This is a genomic window from Marinomonas pollencensis (assembly GCF_003387375.1).
GTDB classification, from domain to species: Bacteria; Pseudomonadota; Gammaproteobacteria; order Pseudomonadales; family Marinomonadaceae; genus Marinomonas; species Marinomonas pollencensis.
In genome coordinates this window covers 44,531-66,186 of sequence record NZ_QUNG01000018.1, presented here as the reverse complement: position 1 = coordinate 66,186, position 21,656 = coordinate 44,531, and the positions used below count along the sequence as shown (strand labels likewise).

At 46.3% G+C, this 21,656-nt stretch carries 19 protein-coding genes and 1 tRNA gene; 8 read left to right on the top strand and 12 right to left on the bottom strand.

From position 1 onward, the window contains the following. Positions 1-48: 48 nt before the first annotated feature. A complete protein-coding gene (locus DFP81_RS17135) occupies positions 49-1,041 on the top strand; it encodes a TRAP transporter substrate-binding protein (RefSeq protein WP_220343029.1) in 993 nt (330 codons plus the stop codon). A 93-nt stretch (positions 1,042-1,134) separates the two neighbouring features. Here DFP81_RS17135 and DFP81_RS17130 read toward each other — a convergent pair whose 3' ends face one another. The 8 genes from DFP81_RS17130 to DFP81_RS17095 all read right to left on the bottom strand — a co-directional run bounded on the left by DFP81_RS17130 (position 1,135) and on the right by DFP81_RS17095 (position 10,692). After that, positions 1,135-2,763 (bottom strand): GMC family oxidoreductase, encoded by a 1,629-nt coding sequence (locus tag DFP81_RS17130; protein ID WP_115899107.1) that lies wholly within the window; start codon positions 2,761-2,763, stop codon positions 1,135-1,137. Between the two features lie 45 nt (positions 2,764-2,808). After that, on the bottom strand, positions 2,809-3,810 hold the full coding sequence (locus tag DFP81_RS17125) for an ABC transporter permease (protein WP_115899106.1): 1,002 nt from the start codon (positions 3,808-3,810) through the stop codon (positions 2,809-2,811). Beyond that, positions 3,810-4,814 (bottom strand): ABC transporter permease, encoded by a 1,005-nt coding sequence (locus tag DFP81_RS17120; protein WP_115899111.1) that lies wholly within the window; start codon positions 4,812-4,814, stop codon positions 3,810-3,812. Before DFP81_RS17120 ends, DFP81_RS17125 begins: the two co-directional genes overlap by 1 nt. 35 nt (positions 4,815-4,849) lie before the next feature. Further along, positions 4,850-6,421, bottom strand: coding sequence for a sugar ABC transporter ATP-binding protein (locus DFP81_RS17115; RefSeq protein WP_220343027.1), 1,572 nt, complete (start codon positions 6,419-6,421; stop codon positions 4,850-4,852). Between the two features lie 71 nt (positions 6,422-6,492). Continuing rightward, a complete protein-coding gene (locus DFP81_RS17110; protein ID WP_115899105.1) occupies positions 6,493-7,455 on the bottom strand; it encodes an ABC transporter substrate-binding protein in 963 nt (320 codons plus the stop codon). A 125-nt stretch (positions 7,456-7,580) separates the two neighbouring features. After that, positions 7,581-8,675, bottom strand: coding sequence for a mandelate racemase/muconate lactonizing enzyme family protein (locus DFP81_RS17105; protein WP_245959204.1), 1,095 nt, complete (start codon positions 8,673-8,675; stop codon positions 7,581-7,583). Positions 8,676-8,832: 157 nt separating this feature from the next. Further along, entirely contained in the window at positions 8,833-9,858 is a 1,026-nt protein-coding gene (locus tag DFP81_RS17100; protein ID WP_115899104.1) for a LacI family DNA-binding transcriptional regulator, read from the bottom strand. Positions 9,859-9,924: 66 nt separating this feature from the next. Beyond that, positions 9,925-10,692, bottom strand: a complete 768-nt coding sequence (locus tag DFP81_RS17095; protein ID WP_115899103.1) for an FCD domain-containing protein — start codon at positions 10,690-10,692, stop codon at positions 9,925-9,927. Between the two features lie 399 nt (positions 10,693-11,091). On the opposite strand from DFP81_RS17095, the gene grxB reads away from it, so the two are divergent. From grxB to DFP81_RS17065, 6 genes are all read left to right on the top strand, one after another. Continuing rightward, positions 11,092-11,721, top strand: coding sequence for a glutaredoxin 2 (grxB, locus tag DFP81_RS17090; RefSeq protein ID WP_115899102.1), 630 nt, complete (start codon positions 11,092-11,094; stop codon positions 11,719-11,721). A gap of 35 nt (positions 11,722-11,756) precedes the next feature. Continuing rightward, positions 11,757-12,782, top strand: coding sequence for a zinc-binding alcohol dehydrogenase family protein (locus DFP81_RS17085; protein WP_115899101.1), 1,026 nt, complete (start codon positions 11,757-11,759; stop codon positions 12,780-12,782). Positions 12,783-13,375: 593 nt separating this feature from the next. Further along, positions 13,376-13,666 (top strand): putative quinol monooxygenase, encoded by a 291-nt coding sequence (locus tag DFP81_RS17080; protein WP_115899100.1) that lies wholly within the window; start codon positions 13,376-13,378, stop codon positions 13,664-13,666. 70 nt (positions 13,667-13,736) lie between these two features. Continuing rightward, the gene (locus DFP81_RS17075) at positions 13,737-14,825 is read left to right on the top strand and encodes an L-dopachrome tautomerase-related protein (protein WP_115899099.1); all 1,089 of its coding nucleotides are present in this window, start codon (positions 13,737-13,739) and stop codon (positions 14,823-14,825) included. Between the two features lie 93 nt (positions 14,826-14,918). Next, positions 14,919-15,704: a glycine betaine ABC transporter substrate-binding protein gene (locus DFP81_RS17070; RefSeq protein WP_115899098.1), complete on the top strand. Its 786-nt coding sequence runs from the start codon at positions 14,919-14,921 to the stop codon at positions 15,702-15,704. 68 nt (positions 15,705-15,772) lie between these two features. Further along, entirely contained in the window at positions 15,773-16,516 is a 744-nt protein-coding gene (locus DFP81_RS17065; RefSeq protein ID WP_115899097.1) for a sulfite exporter TauE/SafE family protein, read from the top strand. A gap of 23 nt (positions 16,517-16,539) precedes the next feature. On the opposite strand, the gene DFP81_RS17060 is transcribed toward DFP81_RS17065, so the two are convergent. Together DFP81_RS17060 and DFP81_RS17055 are read right to left on the bottom strand one after the other, a co-directional pair. Beyond that, positions 16,540-17,475: a LysR family transcriptional regulator gene (locus DFP81_RS17060; protein WP_115899096.1), complete on the bottom strand. Its 936-nt coding sequence runs from the start codon at positions 17,473-17,475 to the stop codon at positions 16,540-16,542. A 216-nt stretch (positions 17,476-17,691) separates the two neighbouring features. Further along, a tRNA-Arg gene (locus DFP81_RS17055) sits at positions 17,692-17,768 on the bottom strand. Positions 17,769-17,994: 226 nt separating this feature from the next. On the opposite strand from DFP81_RS17055, the gene DFP81_RS17050 reads away from it, so the two are divergent. Continuing rightward, positions 17,995-18,447: a c-type cytochrome gene (locus DFP81_RS17050; RefSeq protein ID WP_115899095.1), complete on the top strand. Its 453-nt coding sequence runs from the start codon at positions 17,995-17,997 to the stop codon at positions 18,445-18,447. A 38-nt stretch (positions 18,448-18,485) separates the two neighbouring features. Here DFP81_RS17050 and rep read toward each other — a convergent pair whose 3' ends face one another. Both rep and DFP81_RS17040 read right to left on the bottom strand, forming a co-directional pair. Next, the gene (gene rep / locus DFP81_RS17045; protein WP_115899094.1) at positions 18,486-20,534 is read right to left on the bottom strand and encodes a DNA helicase Rep; all 2,049 of its coding nucleotides are present in this window, start codon (positions 20,532-20,534) and stop codon (positions 18,486-18,488) included. A 178-nt stretch (positions 20,535-20,712) separates the two neighbouring features. Then, positions 20,713-21,639 (bottom strand): bile acid:sodium symporter family protein, encoded by a 927-nt coding sequence (locus tag DFP81_RS17040; RefSeq protein ID WP_115899093.1) that lies wholly within the window; start codon positions 21,637-21,639, stop codon positions 20,713-20,715. Positions 21,640-21,656 lie beyond the last annotated feature (17 nt).

Below are 21,656 nucleotides of genomic sequence, written 5' to 3'. Positions count from 1 at the left end.
ACTGTTCCGATGAAATTGATAATTGGTTAACCCTCAAGGAGAAAAATAATGATAAAAATAAAAACGTTACTGAAGGGTATGGGTCTTGCGTCTGCCATGACAATGGCACTGACTGCCAGTCACTCGATGGCAGCAACGACCTTAAAGCTAGGCCATGCGGCTCCTGCTTCAGACCTGCAGCAGACAATGTCTGAATACTTCAAGAAAGAAGTTGAGTCTCGCAGTAATGGGGATCTGAAAATTAATATTTTCCCACACGGTCAATTGGGCTCAGACTCACAAATGATCGAAGGTACTCGCATGGGAATCATGGACTTTACCATTAATGGGTTAAGTCTATATTCAGGTCTATTGCCCGAATCTTCAGCCTTTACCCTCCCTTTTATGTTTCCAGACAGGAAAACCGCCTATAAAGTACTCGACGGAAAAGTGGGTAAATCAGTACTGAATGACATGGAAAAACTTGGCTTAAAAGGCCTTGGCTTCCCAGAAAACGGCTTCCGTAACATCACCAATAATCGCGGCCCGATTCGTAAACCAAGTGATTTAGACGGTTTAAGAATGCGTGTTAATGGCTCGGCAGCACTCAGTGATATGTTTGAAATATTAGGGGCAAACCCAACTCAAATGCCAGTTTCTGAGCTTTATACTGCCCTAGAAACAGGCGTGGTGGATGCCCAAGATCACCCTATTCCAATTGTACTTTCGTTTAAGTTCTATGAACTACAGAAATACCTGAGCTTGACGCGTCACTCTTATTCTCCGTTAGTGCTTGCCATGAACTTGAAAAAGCTTAACTCACTAAGCGAAGAGAACCAGAAAATCATTCTCGACGCGGCGAAAGACGCCGTGACTATGCAGCGTAAATTGAGCATAGAGAAGGAAGATAAAATGATTGCTGAACTAGAGTCATATGGCATGAAGGTAAACCGCGACGTAGACTCAGACGCCTTTCGTGAAGCCGTTAAACCGGTATGGACGAATTTTATTAACCAATATGGCGACAAGATGGTCAATGAAATCTTAGCCGCTTCCAAGTAAAACTGACCCACAAAAAAAGGAGCTTAATCGTATTAAGCTCCTTTTTTATGTCTTATGTTTTTAGCGCTACCGCTTGCTGCCCGCTTTCACGCCTTATTGCTCTTTTTGTAATATAAACTCAGCGCAACGCTTTCCTAGCATCATCGCGACCGCATTGGTGTTACCCGCGTTAATACTGGGTACCGCCGACATATCACACACCCTCAAGCCACTCACGCCCTTCACTTGTAAACGGCTATTTAACACCGCCATTGGGTCATCACTGGCCCCCATTCGACAGGTTCCCGCTGGGTGATAATTGGTTTTAACAGTTTGTCGGCAATGCTGTTCCAACGCCTCATCGGTTAAGTTATTTATGTTTGGAATCACAATGGATTTGATGGAGTTTGCCAATGGTGCCGTCTGGAACGAACGAATGAAAAAGCGCTGACCTGCCATCATGGCTCGCATATCCTGTTCATCCTTTAAGAGATTAGGACACACCAAAGGAGCATCAGCAGGGTTCGCAGACGCCAACCGGACATAGCCCCGAGACACAGGCTTAACCACTACCGTGGTAATCGTCATGCCGTATTCGTTGTTCACCAGACTAAGCAGGTCTCGATCCAAATACACCATAGGCACACAAAATGCCTGAATACTGGCCTCTTGCTCTGGGTTTTCAGGGTTTACAAACGCCCCTGCTTCGACCCCTGCAGACGTCACAGGGCCACTGCCAAATAGCTTAAACTGCAAGCCATTCAACAACATTCTCCAGCCGTCACCTTGTTTATAATAGCCAAAGCCTTGCTTGGCCGTGGCGATCACCGGCACTTCTGGGTGATCTATCAGATTTTCGCCAACACCGGGGAGATCCACCAAACAATCGATATCAAACGACGCTAATTGCTTGGCATCACCCAGACCTGAAAGCATCAACAGCTTAGGTGTCACCAAAGCACCTGCCGCTAAGATCACTTCACCATCAACATCAGGATCTAGACGTATCTCTTCAACAGCGCCGCTGTCATTTTCATACACCACTCCCACGGCTTTGCCCTCTTCTAGCAAAACCTTATGCACTTTATGCTGCAACTTAATATCAAGATTATCAGGCACAACGCTGGGGTCTAAATAGGCATAAGCGGTACTACTACGACGCCCTCTACGGTTGGTAAATTGATAAAAACCAACGCCTTTTTGGCGCACTCCGTTAAAATCATCATTGAATGGTATGCCTTGCGCCTGCACGCTTTGCACAAACGCCCGCGACGAATCATCAATGTACTGAGGATCAGAGACCAACACAGGACCATCGTGCCCATGGTAGTCGTTTAGTAATCGGTTATTAGCTTCCATGCTTTTGAAGTGGGGCAACACATCTTGCCAACTCCACCCAGCTTGACCGCCTAATAAAGTGTCCCATTCATCATAATCACTCGGCCGTCCACGCATATACACCTGGGCATTCACTGAAGAACCGCCACCGAGTACGTTACCTTGGGGTATATCATGCACCCGTCCGCCCAAATGATCTTGCGGTGTCGTATGATGATAGTGCATATATTTACTGCCATTTATCATTTTAAAAATGCCTGCTGGCATATCCAGCAAGGGGTGCTTATGGCTATATCCCCCCTCTAACAAAAGTACTTTGCCAATGCCTTCTTTAGCTAATGTTGCGGCAGCGACAGCCCCAGCTGAGCCCCCGCCTACCACGATATATCTGTATTGAGATTGCATACTCGGTCTTTGCATCGTCCTTACCATAAAGCCTATAATCCTTTATCAATGCGCTTTTTTACGATTCATCATTTTTGCCTGAATCACCACCACAACCAGCAAAAATCCCCCCCGAATGATGGACTGCCAATAGGCGCTAAAGCTGATCGTGCCTAGCCCATTTTCAAAATTTAAAATATTAAAAATCAGCCCTAATAAAATCGCCCCTAACAAGGTTGAGGTAATCGATCCTAAGCCACCGGTCAGCAAAGTGCCTCCCACGACTACCGCCGCAATCGCAGATAACTCCCAGCCCAACCCTTCTAAGGGTTGCCCAGCGCCAAAACCGGATGCCAACATCACGCCAGACAAACCAGCCAAAGCGCCACTGAGTACATAGACACCAAATAAGGTACGGTTCACCTCCAAACCCATGAGCTTAGAGGCTTCTTCATTACCACCAATGGCCAACACATGGCGTCCAAACGCAAACTTTTCCAGTAACAACCAGCAAAAGGCAAACGCCAGCAACATAGTCACAACAGGCCAAGGAATAAAATCAAACATTTTTCCTAAACCAAACTGAGTGAAATTGCTCTCCCAAGACACATCCACGGACTGGTTACCTGAGATCACCAGGGCCATTCCACGCGCCCCCAACATCATCGCCAAAGTGGCAATAAAAGGCACAATCTTGAGCCGAGTAATCACCAGCGCATTAATCGTACCTGTGGTTACCCCGACTAAAATCCCCACCGGCAAGGCCACCTCAATACCATATTCACTGACCTTAGCCACCACCACACTCGACAGAGCAACAACCGACCCAACCGATAAATCAATGCCTCCTGTCATAATCACAAAGCACATGCCAAGGCCAATCAGAATAAACATCGAGTTATAAGCCAAAAACGTCATTATGTTGTATTCACTGAGAAACGCGTCATAGCGTAAACTGGCAAATAAAGTAATCACCGCCAGCGCAATCAATACCCCTTCAGCCTGACGTGAGGCATGGGCTTTTCGCTTCAGTCCAGGCAGATTAATCACCCTTGTTAAAATATTCATTATTTCGCCCCCTTCACTTGCTGAAGATACACGGCCACGATAATAATGACGGCTTTCGCGACCATAGCGACGGCATCGTGCACCCCATTTGCCAGCAGGGTATAACCCACCAATTGAATAATCGCCGCACCCAATACGGCACCCAGAATCGGAGCCTTACCACCGGTTAGCAACACACCACCAACAATCGCCGCCGATATTGCATCCAGCTCCATCAGTTGGCCGGTTTGGTTGGCATCCGATGCGGAATTAATCGCCGTCGAGATAAGCCCTGCGATGCCCGCTAACAAACCACATATCATGTAGGTCAGCATTTTTATTTTTTTCGCTGGAACCCCAGCCAATTCGGCGGCTTTCTCATTACCTCCCACCGCTAATAAAAAGCGCCCATAGATAGAACGCTTGATCACCCAAGCGATGGAAAGCGCCAGCACTATGGTAATAATGGCTTGCACTGGCACCCCCAAAATTCGCCCCGTGCCGATAAATTCAAAACTGGGGTTATCAAAAGTTTGCAGCTCACCATTGGTCAGCACCTGAGCAATACCTCGCCCCGAGATAAATAAAATCAGCGTGGCGATAATCGGCTGAATTTTATACACACTGATCAAATAGCCATTAAACAAGCCTGCCAAACCGGCCACAGCAATCGCAACCACAATCGCCAAAACTAGACCTAATGCTGGCCATGAGGCGGCGAAATCTGACAAAAAGATCATCGGCGCTATGGTCCCCGCCAACGCCATTAACGCCCCTACAGATAAATCAATGCCGCCAGAAGCAATCACCAACGTCATGCCAATTGCGACAATCGCCACCGTCGCCACCTGAGTTAAATTGACGTATAAAGTTTGAATTTGTAAAAAATTAGGGGTAATCAAAATATTGATCAACAGCAGTAAAAAAAACGCCCAGAGTGCGCCATTATTTTTTACTTGTGACAGCGCTCTGGCTGATAATGTCGCTGGCACTTTGCTGCGCTCCTCTAAAACAGAAGTGTTCATTTGCTTGTCTCCCTTCATCTCACCTTGATGTGAGTTCATTGAGCAATGGCCTTCATGATGGCATTCTCAGTAAGTTGCTCATTGGCCAGCTCTTGGATGCTATGACCATCTTGCAGAACGATGACCCGATCTGCGCCTTCAACCAGTTCTTCAAATTCCGAAGAGATCATCAATACGGTTAAACCGTCGTCTGCAAGACGTCGAATGAGCGCCTGAATTTCGCCCTTTGCGCCCACATCAATGCCGCGGGTTGGTTCATCTAAAATCAAGATATTCGGGTTAGTGACCAGCCAACGAGCCAGCAAGACTTTTTGTTGATTGCCCCCCGAAAGTTGGGAGATAGGCTGTTCCATGGACGCGGTTTTAATACCAAGATGACGAATAAATTCGTCCACTAATTGACGCTCTTTTGCTTCATCAATCAGGCCGTATTTGGCAATTCTGGGTAGTAACACTAGGGTGAGATTTTCGCGAACCGAAAGCTGCGGGATAATCCCATCCTCTTTACGATCTTCAGAACAAAAACCAAAACCCGCCGCAATGGCTCGGCTAGGGTGATTAAAATCCACAGGCTGCCCAGACAAATGCATCTTGCCGCTCTTCATTTCATGGTCGAGACCAAAAATCGCCCGAGCGACCTCAGAACGCCCCGCCCCTAATAAGCCAGCCAAGCCTAGAATTTCAGACTTATACAAATCGAACGACACGTCTTTTAAACCTGCGGCTCCCTTTAAATGCGCCACCGAGAACAACACCTCATCGCTGACTTGGCCGGTCGCGGCAAAATTAGTCGCGCCGCCTTTGGCGATTTCTGCAGGGTCTTTGCCCAACATGGCCGCGACCATATCTAACTTACTCATGGCGCTTATTGGTTTTTGCTCTACGGTTTTACCGTCTCTCATGACGGTGATTTGATCGCATATTTGAAACAGTTCATCGAGATGATGACTGACATAAAGAATGGCAACTCCCGAGCTTTTCAGCTCTTTAATCACTCGAAACAGCACGGCTTTTTCTTTTTCATCTAATGAGGATGTCGGCTCATCCATGATCACCACTTTGGCGTCTAACGCCACCGCTCTGGCAATCGCCACTAGCTGCTGTATTGCAATATTAAAAGAGCCTAATGGCTGCTCCACATCCAGCTCTAAACCGAAACGGGCAAGGGTTTCCCGCGCATGTGCATGAGCCTTACGCCAATCCACCATGCCGAAGCGCTTTGGCTCATGACCTAAACAAATATTCTCTGTAACGGAGCGATAAGCAATTAAATTTACTTCTTGGAATATGGTACTAATACCCGCCATTTGCGCATGATGAGGAGACGCATAACTGACCGCCTCCCCCAAGAAATGGATCTCGCCTTCATCTAACTTATGGGCACCGTTTAGCACCTTAATTAAGGTCGATTTGCCCGCGCCATTTTGGCCAATAATGGCATGCACTTCGCCCGCTTTTAGAGCCAAATTGGCATTACTTAACGCCGGTACTCCCGCAAAGCGTTTGTCTATGCCCTGCATAGACAAAACGACCTCTGGCGCCTGAGACAAAGCCCCCATTGACGGCATATCACACTCTACCAAATCAATTGAATCCACGTTATTCATAGCAACCTCAATACAAAACACTGAAAACAAGAAGCAGACTTAAGCCTGCTTCATTTCATAAAAAAGTGAGATTAATACGCTTCATCAATGTACTTAGCGGCATTATCAATGGTAAACACTCGGTCTTTTACACGCACCCAATGCTCAATTTTTTCACCGTTGGCATAACGCTTCATAGTGCTGCATGCCAATGGACCAAAGAAAGGACTCGACTCTACCGTAACCCCCATTTTGCCATCGATAATCGCCTGCAACGCATCACGAGTCCCATCCACAGATACAATCAGCACATCTTTACCTGGCTGCTTGCCAGCTGCCTCTAGCGCCTGAATCGCACCAATAGCCATTTCATCGTTATGGGCATAAATTACATTGGCATTTGGGTAGGTTTGCAGCAGAGTTTCTGTGACCTTACGGCCTTTATCGCGGGCAAAATCACCGGACTGTGAAGCGAGTATTTTCATCTCTGGATGTTTCGCAATTTCGTCATCGAAGCCCTTACGGCGGTCATTCGCAGGGGATGAACCTGTGGTGCCTTCTAACTCTAAAATCATGCCTTTGCCGCCCGTTTTTTCGATCAACCACTTGGCCGCAATTTGCCCTTGCTCGATAAAGTTAGAACCTAAAAAAGTCACATAATCACGACCGGGTTTGGCGACTTTTTCATCAACACTACGGTCAACCAAAAATACAGGAATCCCTTGGGCTTTAGCCCTTAATACAGCAGGTAACAGAGGTCTCTCTTCGCGGGGAGGTAGGAAAATGACATCCACACCTTGAGCAATCATGGAATCAACATCCGAAACTTGTTTCGCAGCAGAACCCGCCGCATCGGTATACACCAGATCCCAATTACAAGTTTTGGCCGTCTCTTTAAAGCTTTTTGTTTCTGCAATACGCCATGGGTTATTACTTTCCGTTTGAGCAAAACCCACTTTATAGCGATCTTTTTTCTCAAGCGTTGGTAAATCCGCCAGCGCCACACTGGACACCACAGCGATGAGCGCAGAAACCACAGTCATTTTAAAAATCATTTTAACATCTCCTAATTTATTTTTATTTTTCACGTTAAATGTTGAAACGAGCAATGTGACAAATTTTTCTTAGCTTAATGACACCCCCTCTCCCTAGAGAGAAACATAGATTTATTTAAATCGATTTAAATTTTAAATGGCAAAAGTTTATCCCAATCAAATTCAACCCCAATACCAATCGATTCTGGCGCCACCGCCATGCCGCCCTCCAACACCAGTGGTTGTAACGTATATTGATCAATCGGAAAACTGTGCACCTCAACCCAGCCCGCGTTTGGCTGTGAAGCGACCAAGCTGACATGCAACTCTTGCATACCATGAGAACACACCGGAATAGAGTATTTATTAGCAAGGCGTGCAGCCGCTAGCCAGCCTGTTATGCCACCACAATTAGACGCATCAGGCTGAATATAAGACAACTTGGCTTGCTCAAAGGCATAGCCAAATTCATGAATCGTATGCAGATTTTCTCCCATCGCCAAAGGAATACTTGTCGCCTCAGCTATTCTGCCAAAGCCTGTATAATCATCTGGGATGGTTGGCTCTTCGAACCACAAAATATCGTAAGCCTGAAAAGCACGGGAGGCGGCAATCGCTTGCTCAACAGTCATTGAATAGTTGGCGTCGACCATGAAAGGCATATCAGGCCCAATCAGCTCTCTTACCGCTTTTACTCTGGCTAGGTCTTCGCTCAGTTGGGCTTTACCGACTTTGATTTTTACAGCCTTAAAACCCTCGTCTAAGTAGCCTTGGATGTTTTCTAACAAGCGCTCTAGGGAAAAATTCAAATCAATCCCACCACGATACGCCTTGGCTTTTCGGTTCAAGTTACCAGCCAATTGATGCAGCGCTATTGCTGACCGACGACAGCGTAAATCCCACAGAGCAATATCGACCGCCGACACAGCAAACGCGGCAATTCCGCCACGTCCAACATAATGAATATTGTATTCCATTAAAGAATATAAACGCTCTATTTCAGCGCTATCTTGGCAGGATAATAAGGGTTTTAAATCCGCCTCAATCAAGGCACGGATCGCCCTTCCCCCTTTGCCACCGGTGTAGGTATAACCGGTTCCTTGTAAACCATCGGCGTCGGTAATAGTCACGGTTAAGAGCTCAAAATGGGTATGATCACCGTGCATAGCATCCGCTAAAACTTCCTCTAGTGGTACGGCAAACAGCTGTACATCTATCGACTTTATGATCGAGTTAGCCACTAATTTTCTCCAAAACAAAGCATTTTTATTGTTATTTTTTAATCGATTTAAATTTATATCGCAAACAATAAAGCCAAGCAAGCAGGCTTTTAAATCGTTTTAAAAAATTATCTCTAAATGATCAATAGAAAAATTGGCGTTTTATAAAGGAAAACAATTAGCTAACGCGATAAGCACCACAAGAGCGACGTACAATCAATTCAGATTCAAAAATCTTTCGTTGGGGAGGCATATGAGGGTTTTGCAAACGTTGGAAAAGAAAGCTAGCGGCCATTTGGCCAATTTGTGACTTTTGCACATTGACCGTGGTTAACTGTGAATAATGCCGACTGCTTTCAGCAATATTGTCACACCCCACTACGGCAATGTCTTTACCCGGCTCTAATCCTAACGCGATCAAAGCAGATAAGACCCCTAGTGCAATTAAATCAGAAAACCCAACGATGGCCGTAGGTGGAGATTCAATAGACAAGACTTCAGGCAGTATTTTTTCCGCCGCTTCCGAATGGTTATCACAATCAAATAACAAGCGTTCATCCACCGGCAAACCGTTTAGTTTTAACGCATCCACGTACCCTGATCGCCTATCTCTTGCGGCTTTCGCATCTAATGCACCACCGATAAAAGCAATGCGCTTATGACCTAAATTAATCAGGTGTCGTGTCGCAAGGTGAAAAGAGAAACGCTCATCATTGCCGACAAAATCCATATTGGCACCGTCCACATCTCGGGTTACCAATACCGTTGGCAAGCCTCGGGTTAATAACGGCTGCAACTGTTCTACTTCGGTGCCAACCACGGGACACAAGAGCAAACCATCGGAGTTATGTTCGATTAACGCATTAATAAAACGCTCTTGTAGAGGAAGAGATTCATGAGAGTTGCATAACAAAGACATACGCCCTTCTTGCGCCAAGGTTTTCTCGGCACTGGCACAGACTTCGGTAAAATAAGGGTTGGTAAAGTCATGCACCGCTAATCCGACCATACCGCTTTTTCCAGTAATCAGACTCGCCGCACGACGGTTATACACATAGCCGACTTCTTTGATTTTAGAGAGCACCAATAAACGCGTTTTTTCCGCCACTAACGAGCTATTATTGATGGCCAAGGAGACAGTGGCGGTCGACACACCCAGTTCTTTAGCAATGTCTTTTAATGTGAGATTTTTTTTCTGTACCATTATATTGGCTTCCCTAAACACAGACTCTTATATACCCGTAAAGCATTGAGTGTGGCAACGGGAAACTTATTCAATATCATTGTTTAATGTGGGCACTGCATTCGCCGCAAATAAGTAGCCCTCAAAATCAGGCTCTTCCACATTCGACACCTTAAACAGCTCTTTCTTGGCGTTTTCAATATGCTGCCAAACCGCTTGCTTGGTTTCTTGAGGTGAGCGTTTTTGTAACGCTATTAAGATATTTTTATGATCTGATAACCACAGCGACTGCAAACGCTTCTCATGAAAATACTGAGCATTTAAAGCATCCCATAACGGGTTTTCTGTGCGCACGCTATCCCACATCGACTGGGCCATTTGGATCAGCATGTTGTTCTGTGTGGCATCCGCAATTACCATATGAAAGTTATGGTCTAGCTCATTAAAGCGTTTACTGTCGCCATTAATTTCTTCTTCTTGGGCTTTTAACAAAGCGCGCATTTCTCGCACATGGGCGGCGGTAATTTGGGTAGCGGCAAAAGACGCAATGTTGGTTTCCAGTAATTGGCGCGCTTGTAAAAGCTCAAACGGCCCAATGCTACTTTCTGCTTCACCAATCAGTGAATTGTTATCTACATTTTCAACAAAAAAGATGCCAGAGCCTTGCTTCACTTCTACCAGACCTTGCAGCTCAAGCATGATAATCGCTTCTCGAATGGTCGCTCGGCTTGCGCCATAACGTTCACTCAGGTCTCGCTCTGATGGTAAGCGCCCACCAACGGGTAACTCACCAGAGAGCAATGTATTGCGAATTTGCTTAGCTACTTGTTGGTAGCGACGACCACTAAACGACATATCGAATTCTTATTAAGTAAATGACGATTATTTTATACAAACACCGCGCTATTGCCAGACTCAAACAGACTAAATCTACAAATCCTTGTTCTAGATGATAAAAAACACCGCCATTCATTTTGGCTAATTCGGCTTCTTCACAACGCTTTTTTTAACCTCTGAGAACAACCAAAGATAACAACACTGGCGGTTCAAGCTAAACCTAGAACCACCAAGAATCGCTGTTTTCTATCTAGTAGCAGGTAAAAACACACATTTATCATCAAAATTAATTTGAAAATCATTCATTCTCAAAGGCGTTTTTCTAACACCGCCCCTTGGTTATTCTAGCCCGACTTACTGACGCCTTAACGCGACAAAAGACTGACCCATAACCCTTTGAATTAAAGGTGCGATTGAATGAAGCTCTATATTTATCAACATTGTCCTTTTTGCGCTCGCGTACGTTACGTGGCCGCAACACTTGGCATCCGATTAGAAGAAATTATTGTCGATTACAGCGACAACACCAGCATCAACCAAATCATTGGTAAGAAAATCGTGCCGCTACTAATCAAAGAGAATGGTGAACCAATGACAGAAAGTAACGACATCATTCAGTACTTAATGTCGTTACAAGCAACCACCTATACAGCACCTCTGGCTGGCACAGCGGATTGGCAATCTCGCGCCTTTCCCTTACTGCAAGCAATTGGTTACCCACGCTGGGCAGAGCTGGATTTAGGCGAATTCCAAAGCCCGGCAAGCAAAGCCTTGTGGAAAGACAAAAAACAGACGCCCGAGTTGAACTTTGAACGCTTGATTGAGCACACCGATGAGATTGTAAGTCAGGTTAATTTATTGGTCATCGATGCCGAAAAAGCACTCCAGCTAAGCGCAGGTGAGTCGGCATTAGTGCTCACAGATCAAGCGATTTACTTCTCAATTCTGCGCGGTTTTTACAGCGAAGCAAGTGTTACTTGGCCTCCGCATCTGGATGCTTGGCTCCACCAACAAAGCGCTCGTTTGTCTATTCCACTGTTGCGCTAAGCCTATATTTACCCTTAATAATATTGGAGAATATCATGTCTTTACCTTCTAAAATGAACGCCGTCGCTTTCACTCAATCGTTACCCATTGACCACGCAGAAAGCTTATTCGATACCCAACTTGAGCTGCCAACTATTGGCGAACAAGACTTATTAGTAAAAGTGTCGGCCAGCTCAATTAACCCAGCTGACGCCAAAATACGCATTCGCAGTGCGCTCGACAAAACCCTAGAGGCGCCAAAAGTCATCGGTTATGACGCGGTTGGTACTGTGGTAGAAAAAGGCGCAGAGGTTACTGGTTTTAACATTGGTGATCGCGTTTATTACGCGGGCGACGTTTCCCGTCAAGGCGCTCATGCGCAATACCATGCGGTCGACCATCGCATCACGGCACATGCTCCTAAAAGCCTAACTGACGCCGAAGCCGCCGTAATGCCACTGGTCTCTCTAACCGCTTGGGAAGCACTATTCGATCGTCTAAGAGTGACTCCGACTGAGAAGAAAACGCTCCTCGTCATTGGTGGCGCTGGCGGTGTCGGCTCTTCGACTATCCAAATCGCCAAACAGTTGACGAACCTCACTGTTATCGCCACTGCTTCTCGCCCAGAAACAGAGCAATGGGTAAAAGACCTGGGCGCTGATTATGTGGCTAACCACCACGACTTGGTGAACTCGGTTCGCCAACAAGGCATCCAACATGTGGATTACATTTTCAATGTGGCCGACACCAAAGGCCATTGGGAAGCCATGGTAGAACTGATCGCACCACAAGGCTTAATCAGTTCTATTGTTGAGTTTGATGGCGGCATTGACTTATCACAACTGCAAGCAAAATCGGCGGGCTTTATTTGGGAGCTAATGTTTACCCGTTCGCTGTTCAACACAGATGACATCAGTAAACAGCAAGATATTTTATTCCAAATGGCCAATTTGATCGACGCTGGCCGCATGAAAACCTTGCTCACTGAAACGTTAACTGGGCTAAATGCAGACGTGCTAAAAGAAGCCCATAAACGCATCGAAAGCGGCAAATCCATCGGCAAAACAGCCATCCTGTTCTAGAAAAAACGGACCAGCCCCTGGCCTCAGCATGAGGATAAAAGCGTGTTGTTCGAGGCGAGCATCGAATGTGAGTAGCGGCCCTATTAACGAGATGCTGAACAAATAACACAAGCTTTTAACTCATGCCCTTCGGGGTTGAGCCCCCATTCGCGCCGCTTTTGCCAGTAAAGCGTACGCCTTTCTCCACAACACCTAGTTTGCTCATCCGGCAATCAGCCCATTCGCGCCGCTTTTGCCAATAAAGCGTACGCCTTTCTCAACAACATCTAGTTGGCTCTCAATCCCATAATGGATTATTACGCTGTAACCTAGGTAATAACACAAGTTTGCTAACCAGTCGCGACATAAAAAACCACAAAAAAATCATCTCAAGAAATTTAAAGAAGAAAAACAATTAATAAAAACAACAACATAAAAAAGAACACCTTTATCAAAAGCCCTCTTTATTGAGTCAATCAGACTATCAATTTCAATTTGAAAATCATTCAAAATGTAAGCGCTTTATCACGCCCCGTAAGCCGCCTACTATGAGCCCCATATTAACAACCCAGTCGGAACACAAGTTCAGGCGCTTAACCAAGGTGGAGTTTCCCATGTCTCAATTAACCGTCATTGCCAATATTATTGCCAAAACAGAGAGCATCGAGCTGGTCAAAGCAGAGCTGATTAAACTGCTTGCTGTAACCCGTGCTGAAGAAGGTTGCATTAACTACGACCTGCATCAGGACAATCAAGCGCCAGAACATTTCACCCTGTACGAAAACTGGGTGTCACGTGAACTGTGGCAGGCACACATGGCCAATGACCAACTTGCTGAGTATGTCAAAGCCACAGAAGGCGCTATTACCACCTTTACCCTTAATGAAATGACTCAGATTTCTTAATGTCTGTAACCCCTTCACCACACACCTTTAGGCTTAAATAGCACAAGGGAATAAACGCGAGTACCCAAATATGAAACCTCTAAATACCCTTCTAACTCTGGCCGCAACTCTGGCATTCAGTACAGCGCAAGCGGCTGATATTGAACAAGTTGCTACTATCGACAGCTCTCGCCCAGGCAATATTACGGTGACTGATCAAGGTCGAACATTTTTATCTATGCAGCCGCTAGATAACCCAACCTACCGAGTGGTTGAATTGCTAAAAGACGGCTCTACCGTGCCTTTCCCAACCAAAGATTGGGCTGATGGCCCAGATAAAGGCAAAGTCGGCCTATCTGCCGTTATTGGTATCGACAGCACCCAAGATGGCGTCGTATGGATTTTAGACATGGGCAGCGCCACTGCTCCAGCACAGATTGTTGCTTGGGACACAGTTCATAACAAATTATTCAAAAACATTAAGATCGATCCTAAAGCGATGGCTTCAAACTCGTTTTTACAAGACTTTGTGATCGACACGAAACGCAACAAGATCTACATTGCCGACACCAGCTTGGGCAACTTATACGGTGCAGCCGCGCCTGCTTTTATTGTTGTCGACCTGAAAACCGGTACCTCCCGCCGAGTGCTGGAAGCAGACAAAGCCTTGCTCGCACCACATCACGATATGGTGGTTGATGGCGCTTTGATGTCTAGCAAACGTGAAGATGGCAAAAAGCATCCGATTTACCTTGGCTTGAACCCAATTACTATGGACGCTGAAAATAACTGGGTCTATTTCGGCACGGTAAACGGCAGCGTTATCTACCGCTTACCTGCGGCATCGTTAGCAGATAAAAAGTTGAGCGAAAAAGCCCTTTCAGACAGCATTGAGTTTTACAGCGAAAAACGCCCAAGTGATGGCATGATTATGGCCGACAATGGCGATATTTATGTGGGTGATGTTGAGAAAGACGCCATTGGTATCGTCAACAAAGACGGTTACCGCATCTTTGCTCAAGATAAAAAATTGCTTTCTTGGGCGGATGGCTTTTCTATCCATAACGGTTACCTATACGTTACACAAAATTCACTTAGCCTAAACCCCGCTCTTAATGCTGGCGAAGAAGGTGCAAGCAAACCCTTCCATGTTGTTCGCATCAAGCTAAACCAAGACTAAATGACATAATAGCAGGGGGTGTAATCCCCCTGCTTACTAGTCTCAGCGCAACATACAACCGCTTCACCCTCTTCTATTGAGTATTAAATAAATATGTCTAACATCATCAAAATGGGAGTGACTGATCTCTCTTTCCATCGGGTAACCGCGTCTATTATTCGCCATGTTTTACAAGATATGGGATTTGAAGTGGAAAGAATTTACTCCCCGCATCAAGAAAATTTTCTGAAATTAAAATCTGGGGAAATCGATATGCTTGCCTCAGCTTGGCTGCCTTCGAGCCATGGCATTTATCAGGCCGATGTGGAAACCGCAGCCCCTTTATTGGAACTGGGTCTGCATTATCAGCCTTATGCGCTATGGGGTGTGCCAGACTACGTCCCTGCTGACACTGTCTCAGCAGTAAGTGATCTGCTTAAACCTGAGGTGATCCGCCAAATGAACAAAGACATTCAGGGGATTAATCCTGGTGCAGGTATTACGCGATTCTCCATTCAAATGATGGAATCTTACGGTCTAAGCCAAGCGGGCTACCAATTTCATACGGGCACAGAAGAAGACTGCTTTACCGCCTTTGAACGAGCGGTAGAGAAAAAAGAATGGCTAGTCGTGCCGCTTTGGAAGCCACAGTTTTTACATCACAAATTTGTAATTCGTGAAATTGTTGAGCCTAAAGGTTTGCTCGGCATTGTCGACAAAGCCATCTTACTGCTACGCCAAGATCGATCTGCGGCCTTCACTCAATCTCAACTAGAGAGATTAGATACGCTGCGCTTTTCCAATGAGATCATTGCCAAACTGGATTATCAGGTTTGCCGAGAAGGACACCCTCTCGATCTGGTAACACGCACCTGGCTCGACCAACACCCAGCAAGCTAAGCTTGCGCTTTTTCCTTACCACCCTGATCGCAGACGTGTTACACAACGATCAGTTTTTTGAGAACACTATGATCAGCAATCTTTGGTTTTATTTTGCGGCGGTTCCCGCTGTGTTTTTCTACGGCATGGGTAAAGGCGGCGTTGGCGGTATTCTAGGCATGTTATCTGTGCCGCTCATCGCAATGACGATTCCGCCCCTGCAAGCTGCCGCTATTTTACTGCCGCTACTCTGCCTGATGGATGTAATTGCGCTCTTCTATCACAGAAAAAACTGTAACTACCGTGAACTTAAACACATGCTACCCGGCGCAATCCTCGGCATACTAGTGGCGTCTTTTTTTATTGGCTCACTGCCAAGCGCTGTGGTGGAATTGTTGATTGGTGGGCTGGCACTGTTATTTTTAGTTCAAAAACTTTTACCGAGAAAAAACGCGAATAATCTGCCAGCAAAAGGCCACTTTCTGACCTTATTATCGGGCTTTGCAAGCACCATAGCCCATGCAGGTGGGCCACCGGCAACCATGCATTTATTGCCAAAAAAACTGCCCAAACAGCAATATATTGGCACCAGTGTGGTGTTCTTTGCGAGCTTAAACTTTCTGAAGCTGATCCCGTACGCCTATTTAGGTGAGCTGAATACAAGCAATTTAGAAGCCTCCTTAGTGCTGCTTCCCATCGCCTTTTTAGGGGTCCGTACTGGCGTTTGGCTGGTCAACATTTTATCTCAAGAAATGATCTATAAAATCAGCTACATAGTGTTGTTTCTGACCGGCATGAAAATGTTGGTAGCAGGGCTGATCAGCACCTTATAACCCTGCCTTTAAGCCCCATCAAACTACTCTAATACACTTGCATCTAGGATCTTCTGCGCCACCATTTGCGTTAACACTTGCTTGGTTTTTTCTCGCAAAAAATCACGTAATAAACGCATGGTCGGCGTGATCGATTGGCGACTCGGGCACACCAACCAAAGCTCAGTGGCGAGCGGTTTATAATCCGCCATCAGATTGACCACTTGGCCATTCAGCAAATGTTTTGACATATCGAGACAGGATTTCATTGCCACACCACTGCCAGAGAGACACCAACGCCTGACTAGGTCACCGTCGTTAGAGGCGCGATTTCCCTTTAGCTTCACCTTGTAGCTTGCCCCGTCTTTATTAAAGCGCCATTCATCTTGCACAATATCTTGTAACTGATAAAACAGCCCATTAAATTGCTTTAAATCTTCAGGCTGAGTGGGCGTGCCATGCGCTTCTAAATACGCCGGGGAGGCACAGACTAAACGCGGCACATTGCAGATTTTAAAACCATACATGCTGGCATCCGTTGGCGCTCCATAACGCAACGCCATATCAACCGAATCGCGATAAAAATCAATGTTGCTGTCACTGATGTTGCTGCGCAAAGAAACATTTGGGTACTGCGCCAAAAATTCATCCAACCAAGGCGTAACGATATTGCGCCCAAGGTCAGAAGAAAGGGCGATACGAATTTCATCGTGCAGTGTTGCTAAACCTTCACGCACCGTCTGTTTAGCAGACTCTAACGTATTCAGCGCTTGCTGACATTGTGGTAAATACAGTTCGCCGGCCGCTGACAGCTTTAACTGACGAGTGGTTCGTACAAACAACTCCACTCCAAGATTCGCTTCTACTCGCTTAAGCGCGGCACTCGCGGTTGCCACACGCATATCCAGACTCGTTGCCGCCGCCGTAATACTGCGAAATTCCGCCACTTTTAGCACGACCTCAAGGTCTTGAAAATTCATACATCATATCCCTCTCAAACACACCCGTTACTATAGCCTTTTTCCTTCATGGAACAACGGATAATTAGCACAGATAAGCACGCAAAAGAGTTCAAGCGAACAGTGAAACAAGTAGAATTTAAAACAAATAAAAGGGGACAAAGAAGGAAAACGCCAGCGAAATACAGCGCTGAACCAATAAACCACAAAGGGAAAAAACATACCTTACAAGAAAAATGGCACACCCGAGAGGATTCGAACCTCCGGCCTTCGCCTCCGGAGGGCGACGCTCTATCCAGCTGAGCTACGGGTGCATTGCAGGGTTGAAATTCGTAGGATGTGAATTTCGAGTCGCATATTCTAAAGGAAAATGCTGAGGATTCTAGTGCTAAAAGTAAGAAAGCGACAATATTCTCAAATTATTTTTTACACCTTTCTGCCAACGCCAGAGCAAGCCTTTGGATTATCTGAGTTTCCAGCGCCACCCAGCATGGGTATACTGACGCTATCATAGTGTTTTTCATAACGTAAGGACTTTTTGTGACACGATTCTCTTCACGCCTTTGTCGTTTGTTTTTTATCAGTGGTGCGTTTTTCTTGGCGAGCCATGCCAGCGCCAACGACCAAGCCACAGACGCGCTTGCTAAGCGCATAGCTCCAGTAGGCAAAGTCTGTCTCGAAGGCCAGTCCTGCCAACAAGAAGCGGCAGCGATACAGGTAGCAGAAGCGTCACCCAGCAAAGAATATACGGGTCGATCCGGTGACAAGATTTATCACACTTACTGCATTGCCTGTCACTCAAGCGGCGCAGCAGGCGCGCCTCGCTTAGGCAGCGCCAGAGAGTGGCAACCACGCATTGCAAAAGGCATGGACACTTTAGTGAAACACGCAATTAAAGGCTTGGGCGCCATGCCACCAAAAGGCTTTTGCTCTGACTGTAGCGATGAAGAACTAGCGCACGTCACACAGTACATGGTTGATAAGAGCCAATAGAAGAGTTCGGCCGCTCAAGCTGTTTAAGCGGCCTAATTTTATGAGTTAAGCATGGCTTTGAGGGCGGATAGTGAGGCTTGACCACGCTCCTTTTTTACCGAATCAGACTCATCACTGCGCCCTTCCCATACCAAATCTTCCTCTGGCAATTCGTCCAAGAAGCGACTCGGTAAACAATCGATTTCTTCGCCATATTGACGACGTTTCGCCGCCAGAGTAATACACAAAGTGCGCTTCGCTCGGGTAATTCCCACATAAGCCAAACGGCGCTCTTCTTCGATATCATCGTTTTCTATGCTATTACGGTGAGGCAACAACTCTTCTTCACAGCCGATCAAGAAAACATGGGGATACTCTAACCCTTTCGAAGCGTGTAGCGTCAAAAGTTGCACCTTATCTTCGTCTTCCTCTTCTTCTTGTCGCTCTAACATATCGATCAACAACAGCTTACTAATGGCTTGATCTAAGCCAGCGTTTTCGTCTTCTTCCCACGCCGCTTCCATCATTCGCTGGATGGATTCCAACAAAAAGCGCACGTTTTCAATACGTCGTTCCGCCATTTTCGGCGAGCTGGACTGATCTTGAATCCAGCCGTAATAATCCATATCGAACATCATCTGCTCTATGATAGGCACCGGCGAAGCGCCTTCTAAACGCTGACGTAAGGTGGACATCCAATGTTCGAATTCATGTAGGCTTTTTAATGGTCGGCCAGATACAGTTTCTTCGAGCTCTTTGTAACCTGCCGCTTCAAACAAGCTCACATTACGCTCTGTGGCCAAATTACCCACTTTTTCAAGCGTGGCTGGGCCGATTTCACGGCGTGGCAAATTCACCACACGCAAAAAGGCATTGTCGTCGGCTGGATTTACCAGCAAGCGTAAATAGCCCATTAAATCTTTGATTTCCGCACGCGAGAAGAAGGAGGTGCCGCCGTTCATTTTATAAGGAATGCGATAGGCTTGAAGTTTAATCTCAATCAGTCGAGCTTGGTGATTACCACGGTATAAAATGGCAAAGTCTCGATAGGGGATATCGTGGCGCAGATGGCGCGATTGAATCTCTGCCGCCACCCGTTCAGCTTCCGCGTCTTCGTTGCGCGTCACCATCACTCGAATCGGATCGCCCTCGCCTAAGTCACTCCATAACGCTTTATCGTAAACGTGTGGGTTATTGGCAATAAGGGTGTTGGCGGCCTTCAAAATGGTTTTTGTCGAGCGGTAGTTCTGCTCCAACTTAACCAGTTTCAAATTTGGATAATCGACGGATAGACGTTCTAGATTTTCAGGTCGTGCACCACGCCACGCATAGATGGATTGGTCGTCGTCCCCTACGAGGGTAAAACAGCGGCGATAACCCGCCAATAAGCGAATTAACTCATATTGGCTGGCGTTAGTATCCTGACACTCATCCACCAGCAAATAACGCACTTTCTTCTGCCATTTATCCCGCAAAGGCTGATCGGCCATTAGCAAGCTCACCGGCAATAAAATCAAATCATCAAAGTCCACCGCATTGTAAGCACGCAAATAACGCTGATATTGCACATACACTTGCGCCGCCAAAAGAAACTCTTCGGTGTCAGCGTTCATGGTGGCTTCTTGAGGTGTGGTGAGGTCGTTTTTCCAGTTCGAAATGGTGTTCTGACAATAGGCCGCGGCGTCGCTTTGCTCATTGAACTCCTTGTCTAAAATCTCTTTTATTAAAGACAAAGAATCCTGCGAGTCAAACAAAGTAAAGCCGTCTTTTAGGCCCGCTTTGCGGTACTCTTTTCTCAGAATATTCAAACCCAGCGTATGGAAAGTCGAAATACTCAAGCCGCGGCTTTCTTGCTTCGACAGCATGCCAACCACCCGCTCTTTCATCTCACGAGCGGCTTTATTGGTGAAGGTCACAGCGATAATACTGTTGGCCTTAAACCCGCACGTTTGAATCAAATAGGCTATTTTGGTGGTAATTACACTGGTTTTTCCCGAGCCAGCCCCTGCCAATACTAACAATGGCCCGTCAATTTTCTTCACGGCATCGAGCTGTCGCTCATTTAGGTTGCGTAAACGCTGGGATATGGAAGGCAGGGATTCACTCATGACACTCTCTGGTTTGACCACTCTAAAAATCAGCGTCTAGTGTACCTGAGTCTGGCTTTACTCGCACAAGCTTCCCGCCCGTTTGAGGAAAATTAATCCCCACGAAAAAAGGGAACGCTGGCGCGCTCCCTTTACATCATACTAAACCATTAACGTCATCTGATTGTCGTCGTAGGCATTAGTCTTCTTTTTCTGACTGCGTACCTTCTACCGCACGGCGGCTCCAGTAACTCGCCAATAGCGAACCTGAAATATTGTGCCACACACTGAATAAAGTACCTGGCAATGCCGCCATAGGGCTGAAGAATTTAATCGCCAGCGCCGCCGCTAAGCCGGAGTTTTGTAAGCCCACTTCAAAAGCAATGGTACGGCAAACGCGTTTATCAAAGCCCAACAAGCTAGTCACCCAATAACCTAGAGTTAAACCAATTGCGTTATGAACGATCACCGCCGCCGCTACAATCAAGCCTACTTCTGCCAAACGAGAAGAACTTAGCGCCACCACAATAGCAATGATTAAAACAATGGCAAACATAGAAACATAAGGCAAAATCACTTCGACTTTACGTACTAGCTCCGAGAACAGAACGTTCATCAAGACGCCCACAGCTACGGGGACTAGGACGATTTTCACCAAACTCATCAACATAGACATTGCAGGAACGTCGACACTTTGGCCTATCATCAAGGACACTAGGAAGGGCGTTAATAGCACACCCAACAAGGTAGAAATGGCGGTCATAGAAATCGACAAAGCGGTATCGCCTTTTGCCAAATAACACATCACGTTCGACGAGGTACCACCGGCCACGCTGCCCACCAGCAACATACCCACAGTTAGCTCTGTGCTAAAACCAAAGCTAAAGGCAACGGCAAACGCTGCGATCGGCATCACCAAAAATTGCAGCAAAACCCCAACCACAACCGCTTTTCGATTGGCTAGAACCTGCTTAAAATCTTTTGGGCTCAAGGTTAATCCCATGGCGACCATAATCACGATCAACAAGGGGATAATTTGCGACTTAAGATCGACAAACAACGCCGGCTGAAAGTACGCCAACGCAGATAACAATACTGCCCACAAAGGAAACAACTGGATAACCATAACCCACTACTCCGCTA